At 59.4% G+C, this 16,635-nt stretch carries 18 protein-coding genes, 1 tRNA gene and 1 pseudogene; 11 read left to right on the top strand and 9 right to left on the bottom strand.

Going from position 1 to position 16,635, the window contains the following annotated elements; translation table 11 throughout:
* Together AB2L51_RS14250 and AB2L51_RS14245 are read right to left on the bottom strand one after the other, a co-directional pair.
* Nucleotides 1-632, bottom strand: a 632-nt coding sequence (locus tag AB2L51_RS14250) for a chromate transporter (RefSeq protein WP_395582930.1), incomplete at its 3' end; no start/stop codon positions are given.
* 164 nt (nt 633-796) lie between these two features.
* The gene (locus AB2L51_RS14245; RefSeq protein ID WP_040511740.1) at nt 797-1,366 is read right to left on the bottom strand and encodes a cytochrome b; all 570 of its coding nucleotides are present in this window, start codon (nt 1,364-1,366) and stop codon (nt 797-799) included.
* A gap of 196 nt (nt 1,367-1,562) precedes the next feature.
* Here AB2L51_RS14245 and AB2L51_RS14240 point away from each other — a divergent pair, with 196 nt between their 5' ends.
* The 8 genes from AB2L51_RS14240 (at nt 1,563) to mazF (ending at nt 6,985) form a co-directional block, all read left to right on the top strand.
* Nucleotides 1,563-2,258: a VIT1/CCC1 transporter family protein gene (locus tag AB2L51_RS14240; RefSeq protein WP_035379753.1), complete on the top strand. Its 696-nt coding sequence runs from the start codon at nt 1,563-1,565 to the stop codon at nt 2,256-2,258.
* A gap of 77 nt (nt 2,259-2,335) precedes the next feature.
* Nucleotides 2,336-2,689: an ArsR/SmtB family transcription factor gene (locus tag AB2L51_RS14235; RefSeq protein WP_003618728.1), complete on the top strand. Its 354-nt coding sequence runs from the start codon at nt 2,336-2,338 to the stop codon at nt 2,687-2,689.
* Nucleotides 2,686-3,108: an arsenate reductase (glutaredoxin) gene (arsC, locus tag AB2L51_RS14230; protein WP_048859140.1), complete on the top strand. Its 423-nt coding sequence runs from the start codon at nt 2,686-2,688 to the stop codon at nt 3,106-3,108. Before AB2L51_RS14235 ends, arsC begins: the two co-directional genes overlap by 4 nt.
* On the top strand, nt 3,108-4,403 hold the full coding sequence (locus AB2L51_RS14225; protein WP_048859141.1) for an arsenic transporter: 1,296 nt from the start codon (nt 3,108-3,110) through the stop codon (nt 4,401-4,403). The genes arsC and AB2L51_RS14225 overlap by 1 nt, the downstream gene beginning before the upstream one ends.
* Before the next feature lie 21 nt (nt 4,404-4,424).
* Complete coding sequence (arsH, locus tag AB2L51_RS14220; RefSeq protein WP_003618725.1) at nt 4,425-5,123, top strand: arsenical resistance protein ArsH; 699 nt, start codon at nt 4,425-4,427, stop codon at nt 5,121-5,123.
* An 8-nt stretch (nt 5,124-5,131) separates the two neighbouring features.
* Entirely contained in the window at nt 5,132-6,211 is a 1,080-nt protein-coding gene (locus tag AB2L51_RS14215) for an ArsO family NAD(P)H-dependent flavin-containing monooxygenase (RefSeq protein ID WP_003618723.1), read from the top strand.
* Nucleotides 6,212-6,412: 201 nt separating this feature from the next.
* Nucleotides 6,413-6,655 carry an AbrB/MazE/SpoVT family DNA-binding domain-containing protein gene (locus AB2L51_RS14210; protein WP_003618721.1) on the top strand — a complete coding sequence of 81 codons (243 nt, stop codon included), beginning with the start codon at nt 6,413-6,415 and terminating at the stop codon, nt 6,653-6,655.
* Nucleotides 6,656-6,985 carry an endoribonuclease MazF gene (mazF, locus tag AB2L51_RS14205; protein ID WP_003618720.1) on the top strand — a complete coding sequence of 110 codons (330 nt, stop codon included), beginning with the start codon at nt 6,656-6,658 and terminating at the stop codon, nt 6,983-6,985.
* 200 nt (nt 6,986-7,185) lie between these two features.
* On the opposite strand, the gene AB2L51_RS14200 is transcribed toward mazF, so the two are convergent.
* From AB2L51_RS14200 to AB2L51_RS14180, 5 genes are all read right to left on the bottom strand, one after another.
* Nucleotides 7,186-8,259 carry an alkene reductase gene (locus AB2L51_RS14200; protein ID WP_003618718.1) on the bottom strand — a complete coding sequence of 358 codons (1,074 nt, stop codon included), beginning with the start codon at nt 8,257-8,259 and terminating at the stop codon, nt 7,186-7,188.
* Nucleotides 8,260-8,513: 254 nt separating this feature from the next.
* Nucleotides 8,514-9,197: a YoaK family protein gene (locus AB2L51_RS14195; protein WP_003618716.1), complete on the bottom strand. Its 684-nt coding sequence runs from the start codon at nt 9,195-9,197 to the stop codon at nt 8,514-8,516.
* On the bottom strand, nt 9,197-10,459 hold the full coding sequence (locus AB2L51_RS14190) for a cation:proton antiporter (RefSeq protein WP_003618713.1): 1,263 nt from the start codon (nt 10,457-10,459) through the stop codon (nt 9,197-9,199). The genes AB2L51_RS14195 and AB2L51_RS14190 overlap by 1 nt, the downstream gene beginning before the upstream one ends.
* Before the next feature lie 130 nt (nt 10,460-10,589).
* On the bottom strand, nt 10,590-10,883 hold the full coding sequence (locus AB2L51_RS14185) for a type II toxin-antitoxin system RelE family toxin (protein ID WP_003618711.1): 294 nt from the start codon (nt 10,881-10,883) through the stop codon (nt 10,590-10,592).
* The gene (locus tag AB2L51_RS14180) at nt 10,880-11,140 is read right to left on the bottom strand and encodes a type II toxin-antitoxin system RelB/DinJ family antitoxin (protein WP_003618686.1); all 261 of its coding nucleotides are present in this window, start codon (nt 11,138-11,140) and stop codon (nt 10,880-10,882) included. Before AB2L51_RS14180 ends, AB2L51_RS14185 begins: the two co-directional genes overlap by 4 nt.
* Nucleotides 11,141-11,364: 224 nt before the next feature.
* On the opposite strand from AB2L51_RS14180, the pseudogene AB2L51_RS14175 reads away from it, so the two are divergent.
* A pseudogene (locus AB2L51_RS14175) lies at nt 11,365-12,090 on the top strand (hypothetical protein).
* A 93-nt stretch (nt 12,091-12,183) separates the two neighbouring features.
* Here AB2L51_RS14175 and AB2L51_RS14170 read toward each other — a convergent pair.
* Nucleotides 12,184-14,241, bottom strand: coding sequence for a ParB/RepB/Spo0J family partition protein (locus AB2L51_RS14170; protein ID WP_048846583.1), 2,058 nt, complete (start codon nt 14,239-14,241; stop codon nt 12,184-12,186).
* 393 nt (nt 14,242-14,634) lie between these two features.
* Here AB2L51_RS14170 and AB2L51_RS14165 point away from each other — a divergent pair, with 393 nt between their 5' ends.
* The gene (locus tag AB2L51_RS14165) at nt 14,635-14,829 is read left to right on the top strand and encodes a hypothetical protein (protein WP_048846582.1); all 195 of its coding nucleotides are present in this window, start codon (nt 14,635-14,637) and stop codon (nt 14,827-14,829) included.
* Nucleotides 14,830-14,841: 12 nt separating this feature from the next.
* A complete protein-coding gene (locus AB2L51_RS14160) occupies nt 14,842-16,575 on the top strand; it encodes a recombinase family protein (RefSeq protein WP_395582931.1) in 1,734 nt (577 codons plus the stop codon).
* Here AB2L51_RS14160 and AB2L51_RS14155 read toward each other — a convergent pair.
* Nucleotides 16,532-16,608: transfer RNA gene (locus tag AB2L51_RS14155), tRNA-Met, on the bottom strand. The genes AB2L51_RS14160 and AB2L51_RS14155 overlap by 44 nt on opposite strands.
* Nucleotides 16,609-16,635: the final 27 nt, after the last annotated feature.

The raw sequence follows: 16,635 nt of genomic DNA, 5'->3' as shown, positions 1-16,635 counted from the left end.
GCCAGTGCGACGATCCCTGCACGATGCGATACGGGCACTGTAATATGCTCGCCATCTGACGTCTGCACAGAGCGGCAAAGCCACAAGCCGGCGAGGCCCCCGAGAACGATGGCCGCGATCTGGGCAAGCGGTGAGATGGCGAACAGAACGATGAGCGCGGCCGTGACCGCGATCGAAGCTCGCGTCCGGTCCGGACACAGCGTGCGCGCCATGCCCCATACGGCCTGTGCGACGATGGCGACGGCGACGAGTTTCAGTCCATGCAGAAGGCCTGCACCAGTCGGGCCGGCAAGCGCGTTCGCGCCATAGGCGAAGAGGACCAGTATAAGTGCCGAAGGCAGGGTGAACCCCGCCCACGCCGCAAAACCGCCTGCATAACCGGCCCGCATCAGGCCAATGGAAAATCCCACCTGGCTGCTCGCGGGACCGGGCAGGAACTGACACAGCCCGACGAGATCGGCATAGGCGCGCTCATTGAGCCACCGGCGTCGGACGACGAATTCGTCCCGGAAATACCCGATATGCGCGATCGGCCCGCCGAAGCAGGTGACGCCCAGCCTGAGAAAGATGAGGAGCACCTCAAGAGCCGACCCCGGTCTTTCTGGTCCCACGCCACGCGGCACGATCGTCATTGGGTCGATACTTTCTTATTTTCCCGTTCGACAGGAGACAATTCCCATGAACCGGCATTCATGTGGAGCTGCTGATGACAACAAAAAAATCATCACTTCTGGCTTGTTGGCGACCCAGCATCACGGTGTGCCCAGTCATACAATCAGACAGGATACTGACCGCCTCACTGACGGAGCAAGAAACACTGCGGCAACATGCGCCCGAGAACTTTGTCCTTCAGGACGAACTGATGAAAAAGCGCCGCCGCGCCATGGCCTGTCGCAAGACCCATAATCAACCAGGCGTTCCAGTAATGTAGCGTCTGAAACCACGTCACGGTTTCCGCCGGGAACCGCGCGAACGGGGATGGAATCAGGAGGCCGAAAAAACTCATCGTCTGCCCGGCACCCCATCGCCAGAGATAGCCCAGCAAGATTTCCGCCAGAAGCAGCACATAGAGCGTGTACTCTGCTCCAAGGGCGAATACCCGGTCCACAGGCACGAGAAGGTCCGACAGATGCCGGCCTTTCGTCAGACGCCAGACAATGCGGAACACCATAATTGCGGTCAGCAGGATGCCGGCTGTCAGATGCGCGACCACCATCAGATGATGGACGGGTTTTGTTGGCCAGTTCCAGGTTTCGCCAAGAGCAAACTGAAGCAGCACCAGAAAGGCCGTCATCCAGTGAAGGATGATCGTCGGCCTGTCGTAACGCAGCAGGCTATCTGTGATGTCCGGCGTTGAATAAGGCATATACGTCTCGGCAAAAAAGAACCCTGAATCCACTTCCGTATCATGCTTACCTGACAGGATTCTGAACAGAACAGATTTTCCTAAAACATAAACAATATTGAAAATAACTCGCAATATCAGAATGAAATATCTGTTGTCGCGGCAAATGATGCATCTTAACCTTTATTTGTATTCACCAGAAGCAGCAGGTCATCTTATGTCGCGTCTCCATCCTTTGGCCGAACGTCATGCCGTCGAGAAACTGGGATGGCTGCGTGCGGCTGTTCTCGGCGCCAATGACGGAACGCTGTCGACCGGCAGCCTCATCGTCGGCGTTGCCAGTTCTCATGCGACACGCGGCAGCATTCTCGTCGCGGGACTGTCCGCGCTTGTCGCGGGCGCCCTGTCCATGGCGGCGGGCGAGTATGTCTCGGTCAGTTCCCAGGCCGATTCCGAACACGCCGACATCGCCCGCGAGAAACAGGAACTGGTCACGGACTGGGAGGGCGAAGTCACCGAACTGGCCGGGATTTATCAGAAGAGAGGGCTGGATAAAGACCTCTCGCGCAAGGTCGCCGTTGCCCTCATGAAGCATGATGCGCTCGGTGCCCATGCAAGGGATGAACTGGGTCTGTCCGAAGCCACGGCGGCACGACCCATACAGGCGGCATTCGCCTCAGCAACCGCCTTTTCATCCGGAGCACTACTGCCTGTGCTGGCGGCGGTTCTGACGCCCGTGGCGTGGGTGTCCTGGGGCGTGTCCCTGACGTCCGTCGTGGTTCTCGCTGTTCTGGGGGTCGTTGGCGCGATTGCCGGCGGCGCAGCGCCTCTGCGCCCAGCACTGCGTGTGACGTTCTGGGGTATTGTGGCAATGATCGTCACGGGCGGGATCGGCCGCCTGTTCGGCGTGTGAAGCCGCGTTCCAAGCTCTGAACGAGGCATGTCCTGGGTAGTCTTGACTTCATCCCATATATCTGTGATCGTCGATTTATGGATACAGAATCCGCACTCTCGGCCCTCAACGCGCTGTCCCAGTCCACGCGGCTGGAGATCTTCCGCCTGCTGGTGCGCCACGAACCGGACGGACTACCCGCCGGAGACGTCGCGCGGCATCTCGATGTCCCGCAGAACACGATCTCGGCCCATCTTGCCACCCTGACCCGTGCCGGCCTGCTGACCTCGCAGCGCCACAGCCGGCTGATCGTCTATCGTGCGTGTCTTCCGCGCCTGCGCGACCTGATGCTTTTCCTCGTCAGGGACTGCTGTGCGGGCAGCCCCGAACTCTGCGCGCCCCTGATCGCGAACCTGTCTTCCTGCAGCCCGAGCCCGGCCTCCTGCCCATGACCGTCACCATCTACCACAATCCGGCCTGCGGCACGTCGCGCAACGTGCTGGCACTGATCCGCAATAGCGGCGAGGAGCCCAGGATCATCGAATATCTGAAAACCCCACCGAGCCGCGCGGAACTGTTCGATCTGATCGCCCGTATGGGGGTTCCGGTGCGCGCGGTCCTGCGGGAAAAGGGCACGCCCTTTCACGAGCTCGGCCTCGATAATCCGGCCCTGAGCGATGATACGCTGATCGACGCCATGATCGCACACCCGATCCTGATCAACCGGCCCATCGTCGCAACGCCACTCGGTGTTGCGCTCTGCCGTCCGTCCGAAACGGTGCTGGATATTCTTCCCTCCCCACAGCGCGGCGCATTCGCCAGGGAGGACGGCGAGAAGATCGTGGATGAGGCCGGAAAGCGGATCGTCTGATGCTGGCCCTCGCCATTTTCATTGCAACGCTGGTCTTCGTCATCTGGCAGCCACGGGGTCTCGGCATCGGCTGGAGTGCGATGGCCGGTGCCGCCGTGGCACTGGCGACCGATGTCATCCACTGGCACGATATTCCTGTCGTCTGGCACATCGTCTGGGACGCGACCTTCACCTTTATCGCGCTGATCGTCATCTCGCTGTTGCTGGATGAGGCAGGGTTCTTCCATTGGGCCGCCCTGCACGTCGTACGCTGGGGCAAAGGGCGAGGCCGGACGCTATTCCCGCTGATCGTGGTGCTGGGAGCGGCCATTGCAGCGGTTTTCGCCAATGACGGCGCGGCGCTGCTGCTGACGCCCATTGTCATCGCTATCCTGACGCAACTGCGCCTGAGCCATGGCGCGGCGCTGGCCTTTATTATCGCCACTGGGTTCGTCGCGGATACCACCAGCCTGCCGCTTGTCATTTCCAACCTGGTGAACATCGTCAGCGCCAATTTCTTTGGCATTGCGTTTGATCGCTATGCCGCGATCATGGTCCCTGTCGATCTGGTGGCGCTGGGCGCGACGCTGGCTGTGCTTTGGCTGTGGTACCGGCGGCAGGTGCCTGCGACCTATCCCGTCGCCGAACTGCCAGCACCCGCTGCGGCAATTCGTGACCACCATGTATTTCGGGCGGCATTTCCGCTGCTGGTCCTCGTTCTGGCGGCCTATTTCCTGACAGCGCCGTTTCATATCCCGGTCTGTGTTGTAGCCTGTCTGGCCGCCGGAACCCTGTTGCTCGTCGCCGGATATGGCCGGGTGATCCCTGTTCGCAAGGTGCTGATAGGCGCACCATGGCAGATCGTGATCTTCTCGCTGGGCATGTATCTGGTGGTGTATGGCCTGCGCAATGCCGGGCTGACCGACTACCTTGCGGCCGCACTGGTCTGGCTTGGCCATCAGGGGCCGTTCATCGCCACCATCGGCGCCGGCTTTCTGGCGGCTGTTCTGTCGTCCATCATGAACAATATGCCGAGTGTGCTGGTCGGGGCACTAGCGATCCAGCAGGCTCACGACATCACGCCGCTGACACGCGACCTGATGGTCTATGCCAACATCATCGGCTGCGACCTCGGGCCGAAATTCACGCCGATCGGCAGTCTCGCGACACTGCTCTGGCTGCATGTGCTGGCATCCAAAAATCATCGGGTCACATGGAGGCAGTATATGAAGGTCGGACTGGTGATCACCCCGCCCGTCCTGCTGGCAACACTCGCGGCGCTGGCCCTATGGCTGCCCCGGATCAGTCACCCGTAATACACGACAGGACCGATATATATGACCGAACCTGAGCTGCCAGCCTTGCATCCGGAGTATCTTGAACCGGTCGATCTCGCGCGGCTGGAACCGCAACCGCGTGTGGACCATCCGCCGCGTATCCTTCTGCTCTATGGCTCTTTGCGTCCCCGCTCGTTCAGCCGCCTGCTGGTGCTGGAGGCAGAGCGCATTCTGAAAGTCCTCGGCGCCGAGACACGGGTGTTCGACCCGACCGACCTGCCGGTAGCGGATTCCGTGCCCGCGACCCATCCGAAAGTGCAGGAACTGCGGAAACTCTCGATCTGGTCGGAAGGTCAGGTCTGGTGCAGCCCCGAACGGCACGGCAACATCACTGCCGTGTTCAAGAACCAGATCGACTGGCTGCCGTTGTTCGAAGGCTCGATCCGCCCGACGCAGGGCCGCACGCTGGCCGTCATGCAGGTTTCGGGTGGATCGCAGAGCTTCAATTCCGTCAATGCCCTTCGGGTGCTGGGCCGGTGGATGCGGATGTTCACCATCCCCAACCAGTCCAGTGTGCCGATGGCCTATACCCAGTTCGGTGACGACGACCGGATGAAACCGTCTCCCCTCTATGACCGGATGGTAGATGTCATGGAGGAGCTGATGAAGTTCACATGGCTGCTGCGCGACCGGGCCGACTACCTCGTTGATCGCTACAGCGAACGCAAGGCGGAATTCCGTCTCCCGGAAAGTCTGTGAGCCGGGCAATGGCGGAACAGTTCGATGTTGTGATCGTGGGAGGCGGTCAGGCGGCCCTCGCCGCGTCGTATTTTCTACGACGGACCGGACTGCGTTACGTCATTCTTGATAACGGGACGCAGGCGGGTGGTGCATGGGTGCATGGCTGGGACTCCCTGCATCTGTTTTCACCCGCGTCCTACAGTTCGCTGCTCGGCTGGCCGATGCCAGACACGCCGGATGGCGGCTATCCGACCCGTGACGAGGTGTTGGACTATCTGCACCGCTACGAGGCGCGCTATGCGCCGCCGATCCGCCGTCCTGTAACGGTCGGGCGCGTGGAACGGGCCGGTGGGAAATTCCTGAATATCCGCACAAACGCGGGCGATTTTCTGAGCCGTGCCGTCATCGGTGCGACCGGCACATGGTCGGTCCCGTTCGTTCCTGATGTCGCGGGGCATGAATTCTTTGGCGGGACGCAGATCCATTCCGCGCACTATCAGAGCGCCGCACCTTTTGCCGGTCGGCGCGTGCTCGTGGTCGGTGGCGGCAATTCCGGGGCGCAGATCCTGCCGGAAGTGTCACTGCTCGCGAACGCAACGTGGGTGACGCTGGAGGATCCGGTATTCCTGCCCGACGATGTGGACGGACGGGTTCTGTTCGAACGGGCGACCGCACGTGTTTTGGGCAACGCCGGCGCCATGCCGACAGGAGGCTTTGGCGATATCGTCATGGTGCCACCCGTGCGGGCCGCCAAGGCGCGCGGCGTACTCCACGCGGTACGGCCGTTCGTGCGCATGACGGCAACGGGCGTCGTCTGGCCCGACGGGCGGGAAGAAGCCATTGACGCGATCATCTGGTGTACAGGCTTCCGTCCCGCGCTCTCTGCATTTGCACCACTCGACGTGATCGAGCCGGACGGGCTGATTCACGTGAACGGGCAGCAGGCCATCAGGGAGCCACGCCTGTGGCTGCTGGGGTATGGTTCCTGGTGCGGCCCCGCATCCGCAACCCTCCTGGGGGCGGGCCGTGTCGCGAGATCCATGGTCCGGCAACTGGCGGGCTGGCTTGCGTCGCCGACACAGGATGTCCGCTTACCAAAACCTTGAGCGACTCTCTTTACGACCGACATGTAGGCGACTGCCGCCTGTCTGCTCCTACATCACTGAGCAGACAGGCGGACTAGGGGGGAATGCAGAAGGTCCGGTTTGCATACCTGGCTCATTGGAAGCGGACATTGGCTACTTTTAGCTTGAAACAGAAGTGGCCGAAGGTGTATCTACAATGTAGACACACAAAGGAGAGATCCAATGCATGGGACCGTTCGCAAATGGGGGAACAGCGCTGCCATCCGTCTACCAGCCAATATCCTTGAAGCGGTTCACCTACAGATCAATCAGGCTGTTGATGTCCGGGAAGAAGATGGGCGTATCATCATTCAACCGGTTCACCCTGCTGTCCTTTCGCTGGACACCCTGACTGCCGCCATCACGGATGATAACCGTCACGGTGAAGTGAGTTTTGGGCCTGAAATTGGCGGAGAGATCTGGTAAATGTCAGCATGGGTGCCAGATTGCGGAGACATCGTCTGGCTGGAGTTTGATCCTCAGGCAGGGCGTGAACAATCTGGGCATCGCCCGGCTGTGGTGCTTTCGCCAGTTAGTTACAACAAAAAATCTGGTATGATTGTTTGTTGCCCGACAACGACAAAAATCAAAGGGTATCCCTTTGAAGTGCCTTTGACAGGAGAGCCGACAAGCGTGGTTCTCTCTGATCAGGTTCGCAGTCTTGATTGGCGCGCCAGACGAGCAAAGCATAAAGGTCGGGTCTCCGAAAGAGAACTGGAAGCGGTGCGCGAACGAACAAGACTACTCGTCGGGTGACTGGGGGAAACAGACAGTCGGCTATCGGGATAGAGTTACCGAAAACAGCCTTTCGCAGTGTTCACATTCATGGCAGGGAGTAGAACTATTCAGGTGATTTCGCCTACTTCACGACAAGTATCACGTCGGCGGCTAAATATTTTCTATAGTTCAAATGCAAGTTCCTTCCATTGGAAGGAACTTGCGGGAAAAATAGGGTATCAGCGAGCAAGCGGATAATCCGTATAGCCTTCTGCACCCTGCGAGTACCAGGTGCGGATATCGTCCTTGTTCTGGGGCAGATTGTCTTCCAGACGACGCACGAGGTCCGGATTGGCGAGGAAAGGCCGACCAAACGAAATGGCGTCCGCAACACCGGTAGCGACTGTCTCGATCGCTTCTTCCCGTGTGTAGTCCTGATTCAGAACCAGCGGCTTCCTGAAGACTTCGCGGATCGGACCATGCAGCTTGGGCTGGTCGGTCTTGCCGAACGTGCCGTTCGGTCCGGGCTCGCGCAGTTCAAGGAAAGCGATATCGAGGTCATTCAGCAGCTTTGCGGCCGGCACAAAAACCTGCCCTGGATGACTGTCGATGCAGCCCTGCGTATCGCCATTGGGGGACAGCCTTACTGACGTTTTGTGCGCGCCAATCGTTGCGATCACGCGTTCGGTGACTTCACGCAGGAAGCGGATGCGGTTTTCCGGCGAACCGCCATATTCGTCGGAACGATGATTGGTGCCGTCCCGCAGAAATTCGTCGATCAGATAACCGTTGGCGGCATGAATCTGCACACCGTCAAAGCCTGCCTGAAGGGCATTGCGAGCAGCATTTTCGTAGTCGTTCAGGATGCGGGCAATGTCCTCCTTGGTGAGAGGGCGGGCGACTTCGGGAGCCTGCTTGCCATCGTACGTATGGAGGGCTTCAGGCGCTTTTGTCGCCGAGCAGGACACAGGTTGCTGGCCCGTCACGCTGGAATGAACCATCCGACCCATATGCCAGAGCTGGGCCACAATCTTTCCGCCCTTGGCGTGAACTGCGGCGGTGATGGGCTTCCAGGCTTCCACCTGTTCCTGCGACCACAGGCCCGGCGCATACGGCCAGCCAAGACCTTCGCGGCTGATCCCGGTCGCTTCTGAGATGATCAGACCGGCTCCGGCCCGTTGCGCGTAATATTCGGCCATGATGGGGGTGGGCACATGATCACGGGTGCTCCGACCGCGTGTCAGCGGCGCCATGAGAATTCTGTTTTTGGCGTAAATGCTTCCCAGTTCAATCGGCTCAAACAGGCTGGTCATGACAGATCCTTCTTAAAAGATGCAGTTCCTATGAATTTGGGAAGCCTCACGAGGAATACAACAGAAGGCTTACAACCTCGTCTGACTTGAGGTGAGCACTGCCTGTCTGCTGAATTGGTGAAGCCGACAGGCAGATTTGGGGGGGAAGCTGAATGTCGGCTGTCAGGCATGAAAATCTGACCTGACCGAGAGGCAGATTCGCATCATAAACGCGTTACGTCCTGCGTCTGATCCTGACCTGTCAGACAGGGTGTTCAATTATCGTCCTGCCCGGAACGCTCCGTTTTCCAGATATCCCGGTATAGAAAGACAAGGAAAGGGACGGGCCAGAGGAACGGAAAACTACCGTGCAGGGCCAGCCCCGTAGCGGCGGCCATCACGCCTGCCAGAAAAGCCCCCCACGAAAGTAGCGGCAGAAAAATGCTTCCTGCGATAGGGCGAATGTTCCTGTCCGGCGCAATCCATGACGCCATCCATTCCGCAATTCCCGATGCGGCTTTTAACAGGTTTGTCGTCACGACGATCGTGGGCATGGGCGTGCCGGAGAATTTCGCGATCGTTTCGCCCTGCACGGCCAGAAGTGCCGGAAGCACGAGAAATTCTCCCCAGTAACGCAGGGACGATCCCTGAACCGCCTGCGCCAGAACCATGAAGATCGTCATGACCATGACCCCGCAAGCTGGCGACCATAACAGCCGCATCAGGCTGGCCAGAATAGCGGCAAGAAAAAATACGCCCAGCACACCCATCAGAAGCAGGCCGTGCTGCCAGTTCCCACTGATAAACGAGGCGCCCATATGCGTGGTATTGCCGGTCATCGCGCCGGCAAAGACACCGCTCAGATCGACGAAACTCAGGGCATCCACATAGCCTGCGACAAGCCCGAGAATGAGAACCCGCCGGGCGGAAATCGAGACGGGAAGAAGGGAAGACGGCATTACTGCGGCCGGGAGACGATTGACGGATAGAGCCTGCGGGCGACCCGCTCCATGGTCAGCCCCTGCACGATGATGGTGAACACCACGACACCGTAACAGACAGGCAGCAGCAGATCACGCAGGTCTCCGTGCGGCAGGCCAAGCGCCAGAGAAACCGAGATGCCGCCACGCAGGCCGCCCCATGTCAGGATGCCGAGGACACGGCCCCGCTCCCACTGCCGGAGATGAACCGGCAGGGTGGAGAACAGCACACTCAATGCCCGCACGGCAATGGACAGCGGGATCACGGCAAGCGTCGCCAGAACCGTGAACAGATGCGGCGTGATCTCCAGTATTTCAAAGCCGATGAGCATGAACAGCAGGACGTTCAGCACTTCGTCAATCAGCGTCCATGCAATGTCGAGTTCCTTGCGCGATACTTCATCGAAAATGGAATGGCTGTAGCTGGTTCCGAAGCAGAGACCGGCCACGACGACGGCAATCGCACCGGACATCCCCAACTGATTGGCGATGCTGAAGGTTCCGGTCGCCAGAGCCAGCGAGGTCAGCAGATCAATATGCGGGTCACGCTGTCCCTTGAGCACACGAAGAGCAATCCACCCGGTTATCGCTCCAAGAAGACCACCACCGAGCGCTTCGCGGCAGAAGCTCATGGCAATCTCAGAAGCGCCCACCCCTTGACTGTCTCCAGTCGCCAGCCCGATCGTCACACCGAAAATGACGACGCCCACGCCGTCATTGAACAGGCTCTCGCCCGCAAAGACGGCCTGTAGCGGTCCTGGCAGTCCCAGACGTTTCAGCATTCCCACGACCGAAACCGGGTCTGTCGGAGCGAGGATAGCGCCGAGCACGATGCACCATGTAAAGGGAACGGCATGGCCCAGCAGCGGGAAAACACACCACGCCGCGACCGCCAGAAACGCCACGGCCAGAACGGTTCCCAGAATGGAGAGAGCGGTCACAGACATCAGCTTTGCTCGCAGATGCCCGACATCCACCTGCATGGCTCCCGCAAAAAGCAGCAGCGACAGGGCACCGTTCAGAAGTGCCGCAGGCAGATTGATCGCGCCGAGTACAGACCGTGGGAGAGCCTGAAGGTCATAGGCCGGGATCAGAGGGTTCAGGATCATGACCAGAAGCGAGGTCAGCAATGAGAAGACCAGAACGCCGATCGTGACAGGAACACGCAACGTATGGTGGTTGAGAATGCTGAAGCCTGCCGAGAGCGTCAGGAGTAGAGCAAGAAGGCTGATGGTATCCATGACCTCACCGCTGACTGCTCAGGCTCCTTACGTCAAGAAAAACCGAAAATAGTCCGCTATTCGAGAAGCTTAACCGGGCATTGAATGACAAAAATGAGGCGGGAGCTGACTTTCTACCAAGAAAGTAAATTCACTCTGTTCGCTTCGAAGCCAGTTCATAAATCTCATTATCGGCTCTCCGGCCAACGGCAATTACATAGATGACGATCCGTTCGTCGATGACCTGATAAACAAGGCGGTAACCATCTTTCAGAAGCTTGATCTTATAAAACCCTGATAGGTCGCGATGCAGTTCGTTTCCTGGAGAGTGAGGGTTCCAGATCAGCTTTTCCAGCTTCTTTTCAAATTTCTTACGCACGCTGCCGTCAAGAGCATCCCACTCTCTGAGCGCTCTGTCGTCGAATTCAAGACAATACTCTTTCATTCGCGATGACGGTTCTTAAGCTCTGCAAAAGTCATACGATGCTTTTGGGCAGGGTTTTTTAGGCGTTCGCGCACAATCTCGATAAGCTCCGCATCCTCGTCTGTGACAAGCCTCCGCTTGACGGGAGAGCGACCCGTTTCAGCAATATACGCGAGCGTATCGCGCAGTGCGTCAGAAAGTGAAATGCCTTGAGCCGACAACTTCTTAACTGCGGCTGCCTTCAGCGTTTCATCTACCCGGAATGTAACAGCAGACATACAAAGCCTCCTTGCGTGTATGCACATATGTATCACAGTTGTTGGTACAAATGAAGCGAAAGATGGTCGATGCTGATGTCTGCATTCGAGAAACCTGATCGGTTGCGGAAACGGCAGAAAAGAGGCGTAAGCCGACATTACGACGACGGAGACTGAGCTGAGATGAGCTCCACGTCACAAATCCAGATTGGCAACTCGCACCAGTCTGGTTCATTGTTTACCCGATGCGGCCATTCCATTCACCCAACGACGGCGACCTCCCCCTGTCGCATGCCCTCATACTGAAGGCCGCGCTGCTGACGATCGGCTATATCGAGGAACACGGCCCGATCGGCCTCACGCCCAGCAAGGCGCTGAAACGCTATTTTGTCGCATGAGCCGCCGAGGCATTTGACTGGCCCGGCTATACGGTTGAAGAGCTCTATGCCGTCAATAAAGTCCTCAATGAACATGATTTCCCGCCGCTGGTGATCCTGCATGAGGTTCTGCTCAGTGCGAAGCTCGCAAGGCATTTCAAGGGAACCCTGCGGCTGACCGACCTGGCGAGAAAGCTCAAATCGGAGCCAGCCCGGCTCTGGATGCTGTTGACGACTCATCTTCTCTTTGTCATCGACCACAGTCCATACACCCGAAGCGAAGAGCCACTGCTCGGCAACTGGGACATCTTTCTCAACGTCATTAATATCGAAGCTCAGGTTGCCGTCACCGAAGAGCGGCTGTGTTCGGTTCTCTACGGGGGCGAGGAAGATGATATCCGTCGCCGGGATTTCAAGCTGACCGCCAGTCTTTACGTCCATGTCCTGCGACCGCTGTGCTGGGCAGGACTGCTCAACGAGCACCGAACAGGCTCCGGCTTCAGCAGACCGGATTTCTATACCAAAACGCCTTTATGGCCAGTAGCCCTCAGCCTTGAAACGGACCGTCACCTGCAACCGGTGACCCATCACTAACGACTGCCGGCTTCCACTCCGGCGCGATATCGCTCCAATACAAAAGGCGGCTCCCGGAGACCGGAAGCCGCCCATGATATTCATCGACAGATCTCACTCGGCTGCGACCGCATCATGACTATCGGTCATACGCGCCGCCCCTTCTTCCCTTTCAGTTCGCTCCGGCACGTTCGCCGTCCGCAGAGCCTCGGGCAGCCAGCCGGCGCCCTCAAGCAGCCTTTCGGCCGCCTGCGCCATGTCGTTCTTTTTCAGATGTGCAATACGCTCGGCTGCCTCACTTCCCCGCGCCTCGCGCACGGCTTCGAGAATACGGGCCTTGGTGACGCGGCCCAGATAGTTCTCCACCGTCGGCTGCCAGCCCGCTTCGACCAGATCAAGCGTAAGCGCAGTGGCGAGGCGGTCGGCTCGCGCCAGCCGTTCCCTGACGCTGCGTGCCAGAGACGGGCCATGGGACGATTCATGCAACGCGTTGATCCCGAAAGACAGGCAATGCGCCAGCAGGGCCAGACGGCTGGTGTCATCCAGTCCGTCGATCCAGCGCCACAACGCGTCCTCATCCTCCGGCAGATCGTGCTTCCAACCTTCGTTGCGCTGGCGCAGCGCATGAGCCGGCAGGCTGCCCGGCATGTCGGGGGAATGCACCGGCAGGGAGATTTCCCGAACATAGGCTTCCAGGCAGTCCGCGCCCGAGACCTGCCAGTACAGGTCGCGCATCAGCGTGTGGAGCAGTTCCGTCAGCGCGATATGCGGATTGCCGGCAAACGCATCGCGCAGGGCCAGCGTGCGCCAGGCCGTCAGTTCGGTCAGCAGGCGGTCGGAAAGCGGCTTGAGTCCGTCTTCTTCTTCGGGCTCGGTATCGAAGGTATCTTCCATCCCAATTCCTTCGACATCGTCACCCGTGCCGTGATGAACGACCGTGTCATCATATCCCTCGGACTCATCGTGACCATCCTCGGGCTCCACCGGCATATCCTCGGGCAGAACGAAGCCCCGTTCGACCAGCAACGTGCCGTCGGTATCGAGACTGACAAAGACGCCGGCTCGCTGCATGTCCACCGGATCGAAGGACACAGGGCGTTCTTCCAGCGCCTCAATGGCCTGCTCGATCTCGCCCAGGCGGATATCAACGTCTTCGGGGAATTCATCGGCCTGCGCGTATTCCGCCTCGATCGTTTCCTGCTCGCTGTGCAGCGCGGTCAGGCGGGCGGCTTCTTCTTCCAAGAGCACCACTGGCACACCGTCGATCTCCGCTAAGTGCCGTGTGTGCCCCCAGGGGAAGGATAGCGCCGTCTCGACCCATTTCCAGCCTTCGGCACGGACCTGTTCGGCCGCCTCCTGCAGCTTTTCCATCACCAACTGATCGAGCAGGGTCGGATCCTGCAGCCAGCCGCCGTCGTCTGCCTCGAACAGGTCACGCATGACGGGACCGCCGGCGGCAAGATAGACGTCCAGCCCGACAAAGCGCACCCGGCGATCTGACGCCCGCACGGTTTTCTCCGTCAGCATGCGGCGGATCAGATAGGGTTCGCGATTGTGGCTCTGGGCAATAATCTCCCAGACCTGTTCCTGACGGGTGTGGTCATCGCTGATCGAAAAGGCCATGAGCTGGTCGAGCTTCATGCCATCCTGCTCGTAGATCTCGCGCAGTTTGTCGGACACGGTCATCAGGCGCAGACGCTGTTTGACCACGGTGGGCACGACGAAGAACGCGGCCGCGATTTCTTCCTCGGACATGCCCTTCTCCAGCATGTCACGGAAAGCCCGAAACTGGTCCAGCGGATGCAGGGCCACGCGCTGGACGTTTTCGGCCAGGGAATCATCCTCGGCGAGAATGGCCGATCCTGCCTCACGCACGACACAAGGCACCGGGGCGGTTTTCGCCAGTTTCTTCTGCTTCACCAACAGTTCGAGGGCGCGGAACCGGCGCCCTCCAGCAGGCACCTCGTAGGCACCGGTTTCCGCCCCCTCACCATTCAGGACGGGACGGACGTTCAGGCTCTGCAGCAGGCCGCGGCGTTCGATGTCGCGGGCCAGTTCCTCGATCGACAGACCGGACTTCACACGCCGCACATTGGACTGCGACAGCACCAGCTTGTTGAAAGGAATATCACGGGACGCATTGAGGGCGATTTTCTGGATGGCGCTCGCCATGGCAGGACACTCCGTAACGGACGGGCGGAAGCCTCTCTCCCACCCCTGAATCCGTCACGAAAAACCCCACGTCCCTCTTCCTCTCTCCCGGCCCCACGAGAGGTCAAACCGCATCCACGGAATGGCACGGACACGACTTTACGGAAGCTACATCTGCTCCAGTCGATCTGCGAGTCGACACGCGTCACGATAAAATACGACCATTATAGTCGTTCAATCACTGATTTGTGATAGTGCCGACCATGATAGCCGCGAATGTTCGCGCGTATCCCCAAGCCCTCTCTGCACGGCGCATCTCCCTGTTTCCACGTATTTTTCTGTTCACGCCTATCCCGTCCGACCTCCACAGTGCTGTCAGAACCACTCACAGGTCCATGCAGAAAGGACGGGAAGATGGCACGCCAACGCGATACGATAGCGGGCAAGGTGCGGCTCGTTCTCGACGCCCCGGAGGCCAACGTGACACCATTACGCAATGGAGCCGATCCTCGGCTGGTCAGTCTGGTCCGGCTTCTGGCCCGTCAGGCCGCACGGGATTTCGTCAACGCTGAAGTGGAGGCCGCGAGGCGACGCGATCTCCAGGATTAAGGAGATGGGATTGTGAAAGTCGCGCTCTACGCCCGCTACTCATCCGACAACCAGCGCGATGCGTCGATCGAGGATCAGTTGCGCCTCTGCCGGCTTCATGCGGAGAAACAGGGCTGGACGATCATCGACAGCTACACCGACCGTGCCATCTCCGGTGCTTCCCTGCTCCGCCCAGGTATTCAGGAACTGATCCAGGACGCTACGCGCGGCCGCTTCACGATCATCGTGGCCGAAGCCATGGACCGGCTGTCGCGCGACCAGGAAGATATCGCCGGCCTGTTCAAACGGATGACGTTCGCTGGCGTGCGGATCATCACCCTCTCCGAGGGCGACGTTACCCACCTGCATATCGGCCTCAAGGGCACCATGAATGCCCTGTTCCTCAAGGATCTGGCCGAGAAGGTTCGGCGGGGGCTGCGCGGGCGTATTGAGGACGGCAAGTCCGGCGGCGGCAATTCCTATGGCTATGATGTCGTGCGCCAGTTCGATGCGAAAGGCGAGCGCATCCGGGGCGACCGGACCATCAACGAGGAGGAGGCCCGCACAGTCAGACGGATCTTCACCGATTACACACGGGGAAAGTCGTCCCGCACGATCGCCATGGAATTGAACCGGGACGGCGTTCCGGGTCCGCAGGGACGTGATTGGGGACCGTCCACCATTCACGGCAATCGGGAACGCGGCACCGGTATCCTCAACAACGAGATGTATGTCGGGCGCCTGGTCTGGAACCGGCTGCGTTATCTGAAGGATCCGGATAGCGGCAAGCGCGTCTCACGCCTCAATCCTGAATCCGAATGGGTGATCCAGGAGGTGCCGGAATTACGGATCGTCGAACAGGATCTGTGGGATGCCGTAAAGGCCCGCCAGGCCGAAACGACGTTCAGCCAGCCGGCACGGGGAAACGAGGCCCTCAGCGCGCAACGGCGTCCCCGCCATCTCTTTGCCGGGCTGATCCGCTGCGGCTGGTGTGGTGGTGGTTACAGCATGATCTCAAAAGATCTGCTCGGCTGCTCGACAGCACGCAACAAGGGCACCTGCGACAATCGGCTCAACATCCGTCGCGACGCCCTCGAAGCATCAGTGCTGAGCGGGCTGCGCACGCATCTGATGGAACCGGACCTGTTCAAGGAGTTCTGCAACGAGTTCACCCGCGAGGTGAACCGACTGCGCATGGAACTGGGTGCCGATCTCGCAGCAATGCGGAATGAAATTCCCCGCATCGACAGAGAACTGGATAAGCTTCTGAATCTTATCCTTGCCTCAGATGACATTGAGGCATCCAAGCGGGTCATGAAAAAAATGACGACGCTCGAAGCCCGCAAGGAGGAACTGGAACAGAAAGTCGCCAATACCGAGGAGCCGCCTCCCCTTCTCCATCCGAACATGGCGGAGATCTACCAGCAGCGGATCACGTCTCTTTATGAGAGCCTTCAGGCCGAAGAGACGAAGACCGAGGCTGCCGAGCGCCTGCGCACACTGGTCTCGCAGATCACGCTCCAGCCGACCGACGGCGAACTGACGATCATCCTGCGCGGCGACCTAGCGGCGATCCTGCAGTTCGCGGCGCACAAGAAAAACGCCACGGTCCATCCGGACAGTGGCGTTCTCGATGCGTTCGTATCGCAAGTATCGTTGGTTGCGGGGAACCGCACACTACGATCACGGCGAAATGTGGCGAATGGTCATTCGCAAGCGTCGTTGGTTGCGGGGGTAGGATTTGAACCTACGGCCTTCAGGTTATGAGCCTGACGAGCTACCGGGCTGCTCCACCCCGCGGTTGAGAGAGTGCTGATTTTGTTTTGG

This window comes from Acetobacter fabarum, assembly GCF_040702925.2.
Taxonomy (GTDB): domain Bacteria; phylum Pseudomonadota; class Alphaproteobacteria; order Acetobacterales; family Acetobacteraceae; genus Acetobacter; species Acetobacter fabarum_B.
Note: the sequence above shows the minus strand (reverse complement) of the source record. Positions and strands in the feature narration are given on the sequence as shown.

What these genes read in the sequence shown, in the direction of transcription:
- AB2L51_RS14245 (WP_040511740.1), bottom strand. Translation starts at nt 1,366, where the DNA reads ATGCCTTATTCAACGCCGGACATCACAGATAGCCTGCTGCGTTACGAC.
- AB2L51_RS14240 (WP_035379753.1), top strand. Translation starts at nt 1,563, where the DNA reads ATGTCGCGTCTCCATCCTTTGGCCGAACGTCATGCCGTCGAGAAACTG.
- AB2L51_RS14235 (WP_003618728.1), top strand. Translation starts at nt 2,336, where the DNA reads ATGGATACAGAATCCGCACTCTCGGCCCTCAACGCGCTGTCCCAGTCC.
- arsC (WP_048859140.1), top strand. Translation starts at nt 2,686, where the DNA reads ATGACCGTCACCATCTACCACAATCCGGCCTGCGGCACGTCGCGCAAC.
- AB2L51_RS14225 (WP_048859141.1), top strand. Translation starts at nt 3,108, where the DNA reads ATGCTGGCCCTCGCCATTTTCATTGCAACGCTGGTCTTCGTCATCTGG.
- arsH (WP_003618725.1), top strand. Translation starts at nt 4,425, where the DNA reads ATGACCGAACCTGAGCTGCCAGCCTTGCATCCGGAGTATCTTGAACCG.
- AB2L51_RS14215 (WP_003618723.1), top strand. Translation starts at nt 5,132, where the DNA reads ATGGCGGAACAGTTCGATGTTGTGATCGTGGGAGGCGGTCAGGCGGCC.
- AB2L51_RS14210 (WP_003618721.1), top strand. Translation starts at nt 6,413, where the DNA reads ATGCATGGGACCGTTCGCAAATGGGGGAACAGCGCTGCCATCCGTCTA.
- mazF (WP_003618720.1), top strand. Translation starts at nt 6,656, where the DNA reads ATGTCAGCATGGGTGCCAGATTGCGGAGACATCGTCTGGCTGGAGTTT.
- AB2L51_RS14200 (WP_003618718.1), bottom strand. Translation starts at nt 8,259, where the DNA reads ATGACCAGCCTGTTTGAGCCGATTGAACTGGGAAGCATTTACGCCAAA.
- AB2L51_RS14195 (WP_003618716.1), bottom strand. Translation starts at nt 9,197, where the DNA reads ATGCCGTCTTCCCTTCTTCCCGTCTCGATTTCCGCCCGGCGGGTTCTC.
- AB2L51_RS14190 (WP_003618713.1), bottom strand. Translation starts at nt 10,459, where the DNA reads ATGGATACCATCAGCCTTCTTGCTCTACTCCTGACGCTCTCGGCAGGC.
- AB2L51_RS14185 (WP_003618711.1), bottom strand. Translation starts at nt 10,883, where the DNA reads ATGAAAGAGTATTGTCTTGAATTCGACGACAGAGCGCTCAGAGAGTGG.
- AB2L51_RS14180 (WP_003618686.1), bottom strand. Translation starts at nt 11,140, where the DNA reads ATGTCTGCTGTTACATTCCGGGTAGATGAAACGCTGAAGGCAGCCGCA.
- AB2L51_RS14170 (WP_048846583.1), bottom strand. Translation starts at nt 14,241, where the DNA reads ATGGCGAGCGCCATCCAGAAAATCGCCCTCAATGCGTCCCGTGATATT.
- AB2L51_RS14165 (WP_048846582.1), top strand. Translation starts at nt 14,635, where the DNA reads ATGGCACGCCAACGCGATACGATAGCGGGCAAGGTGCGGCTCGTTCTC.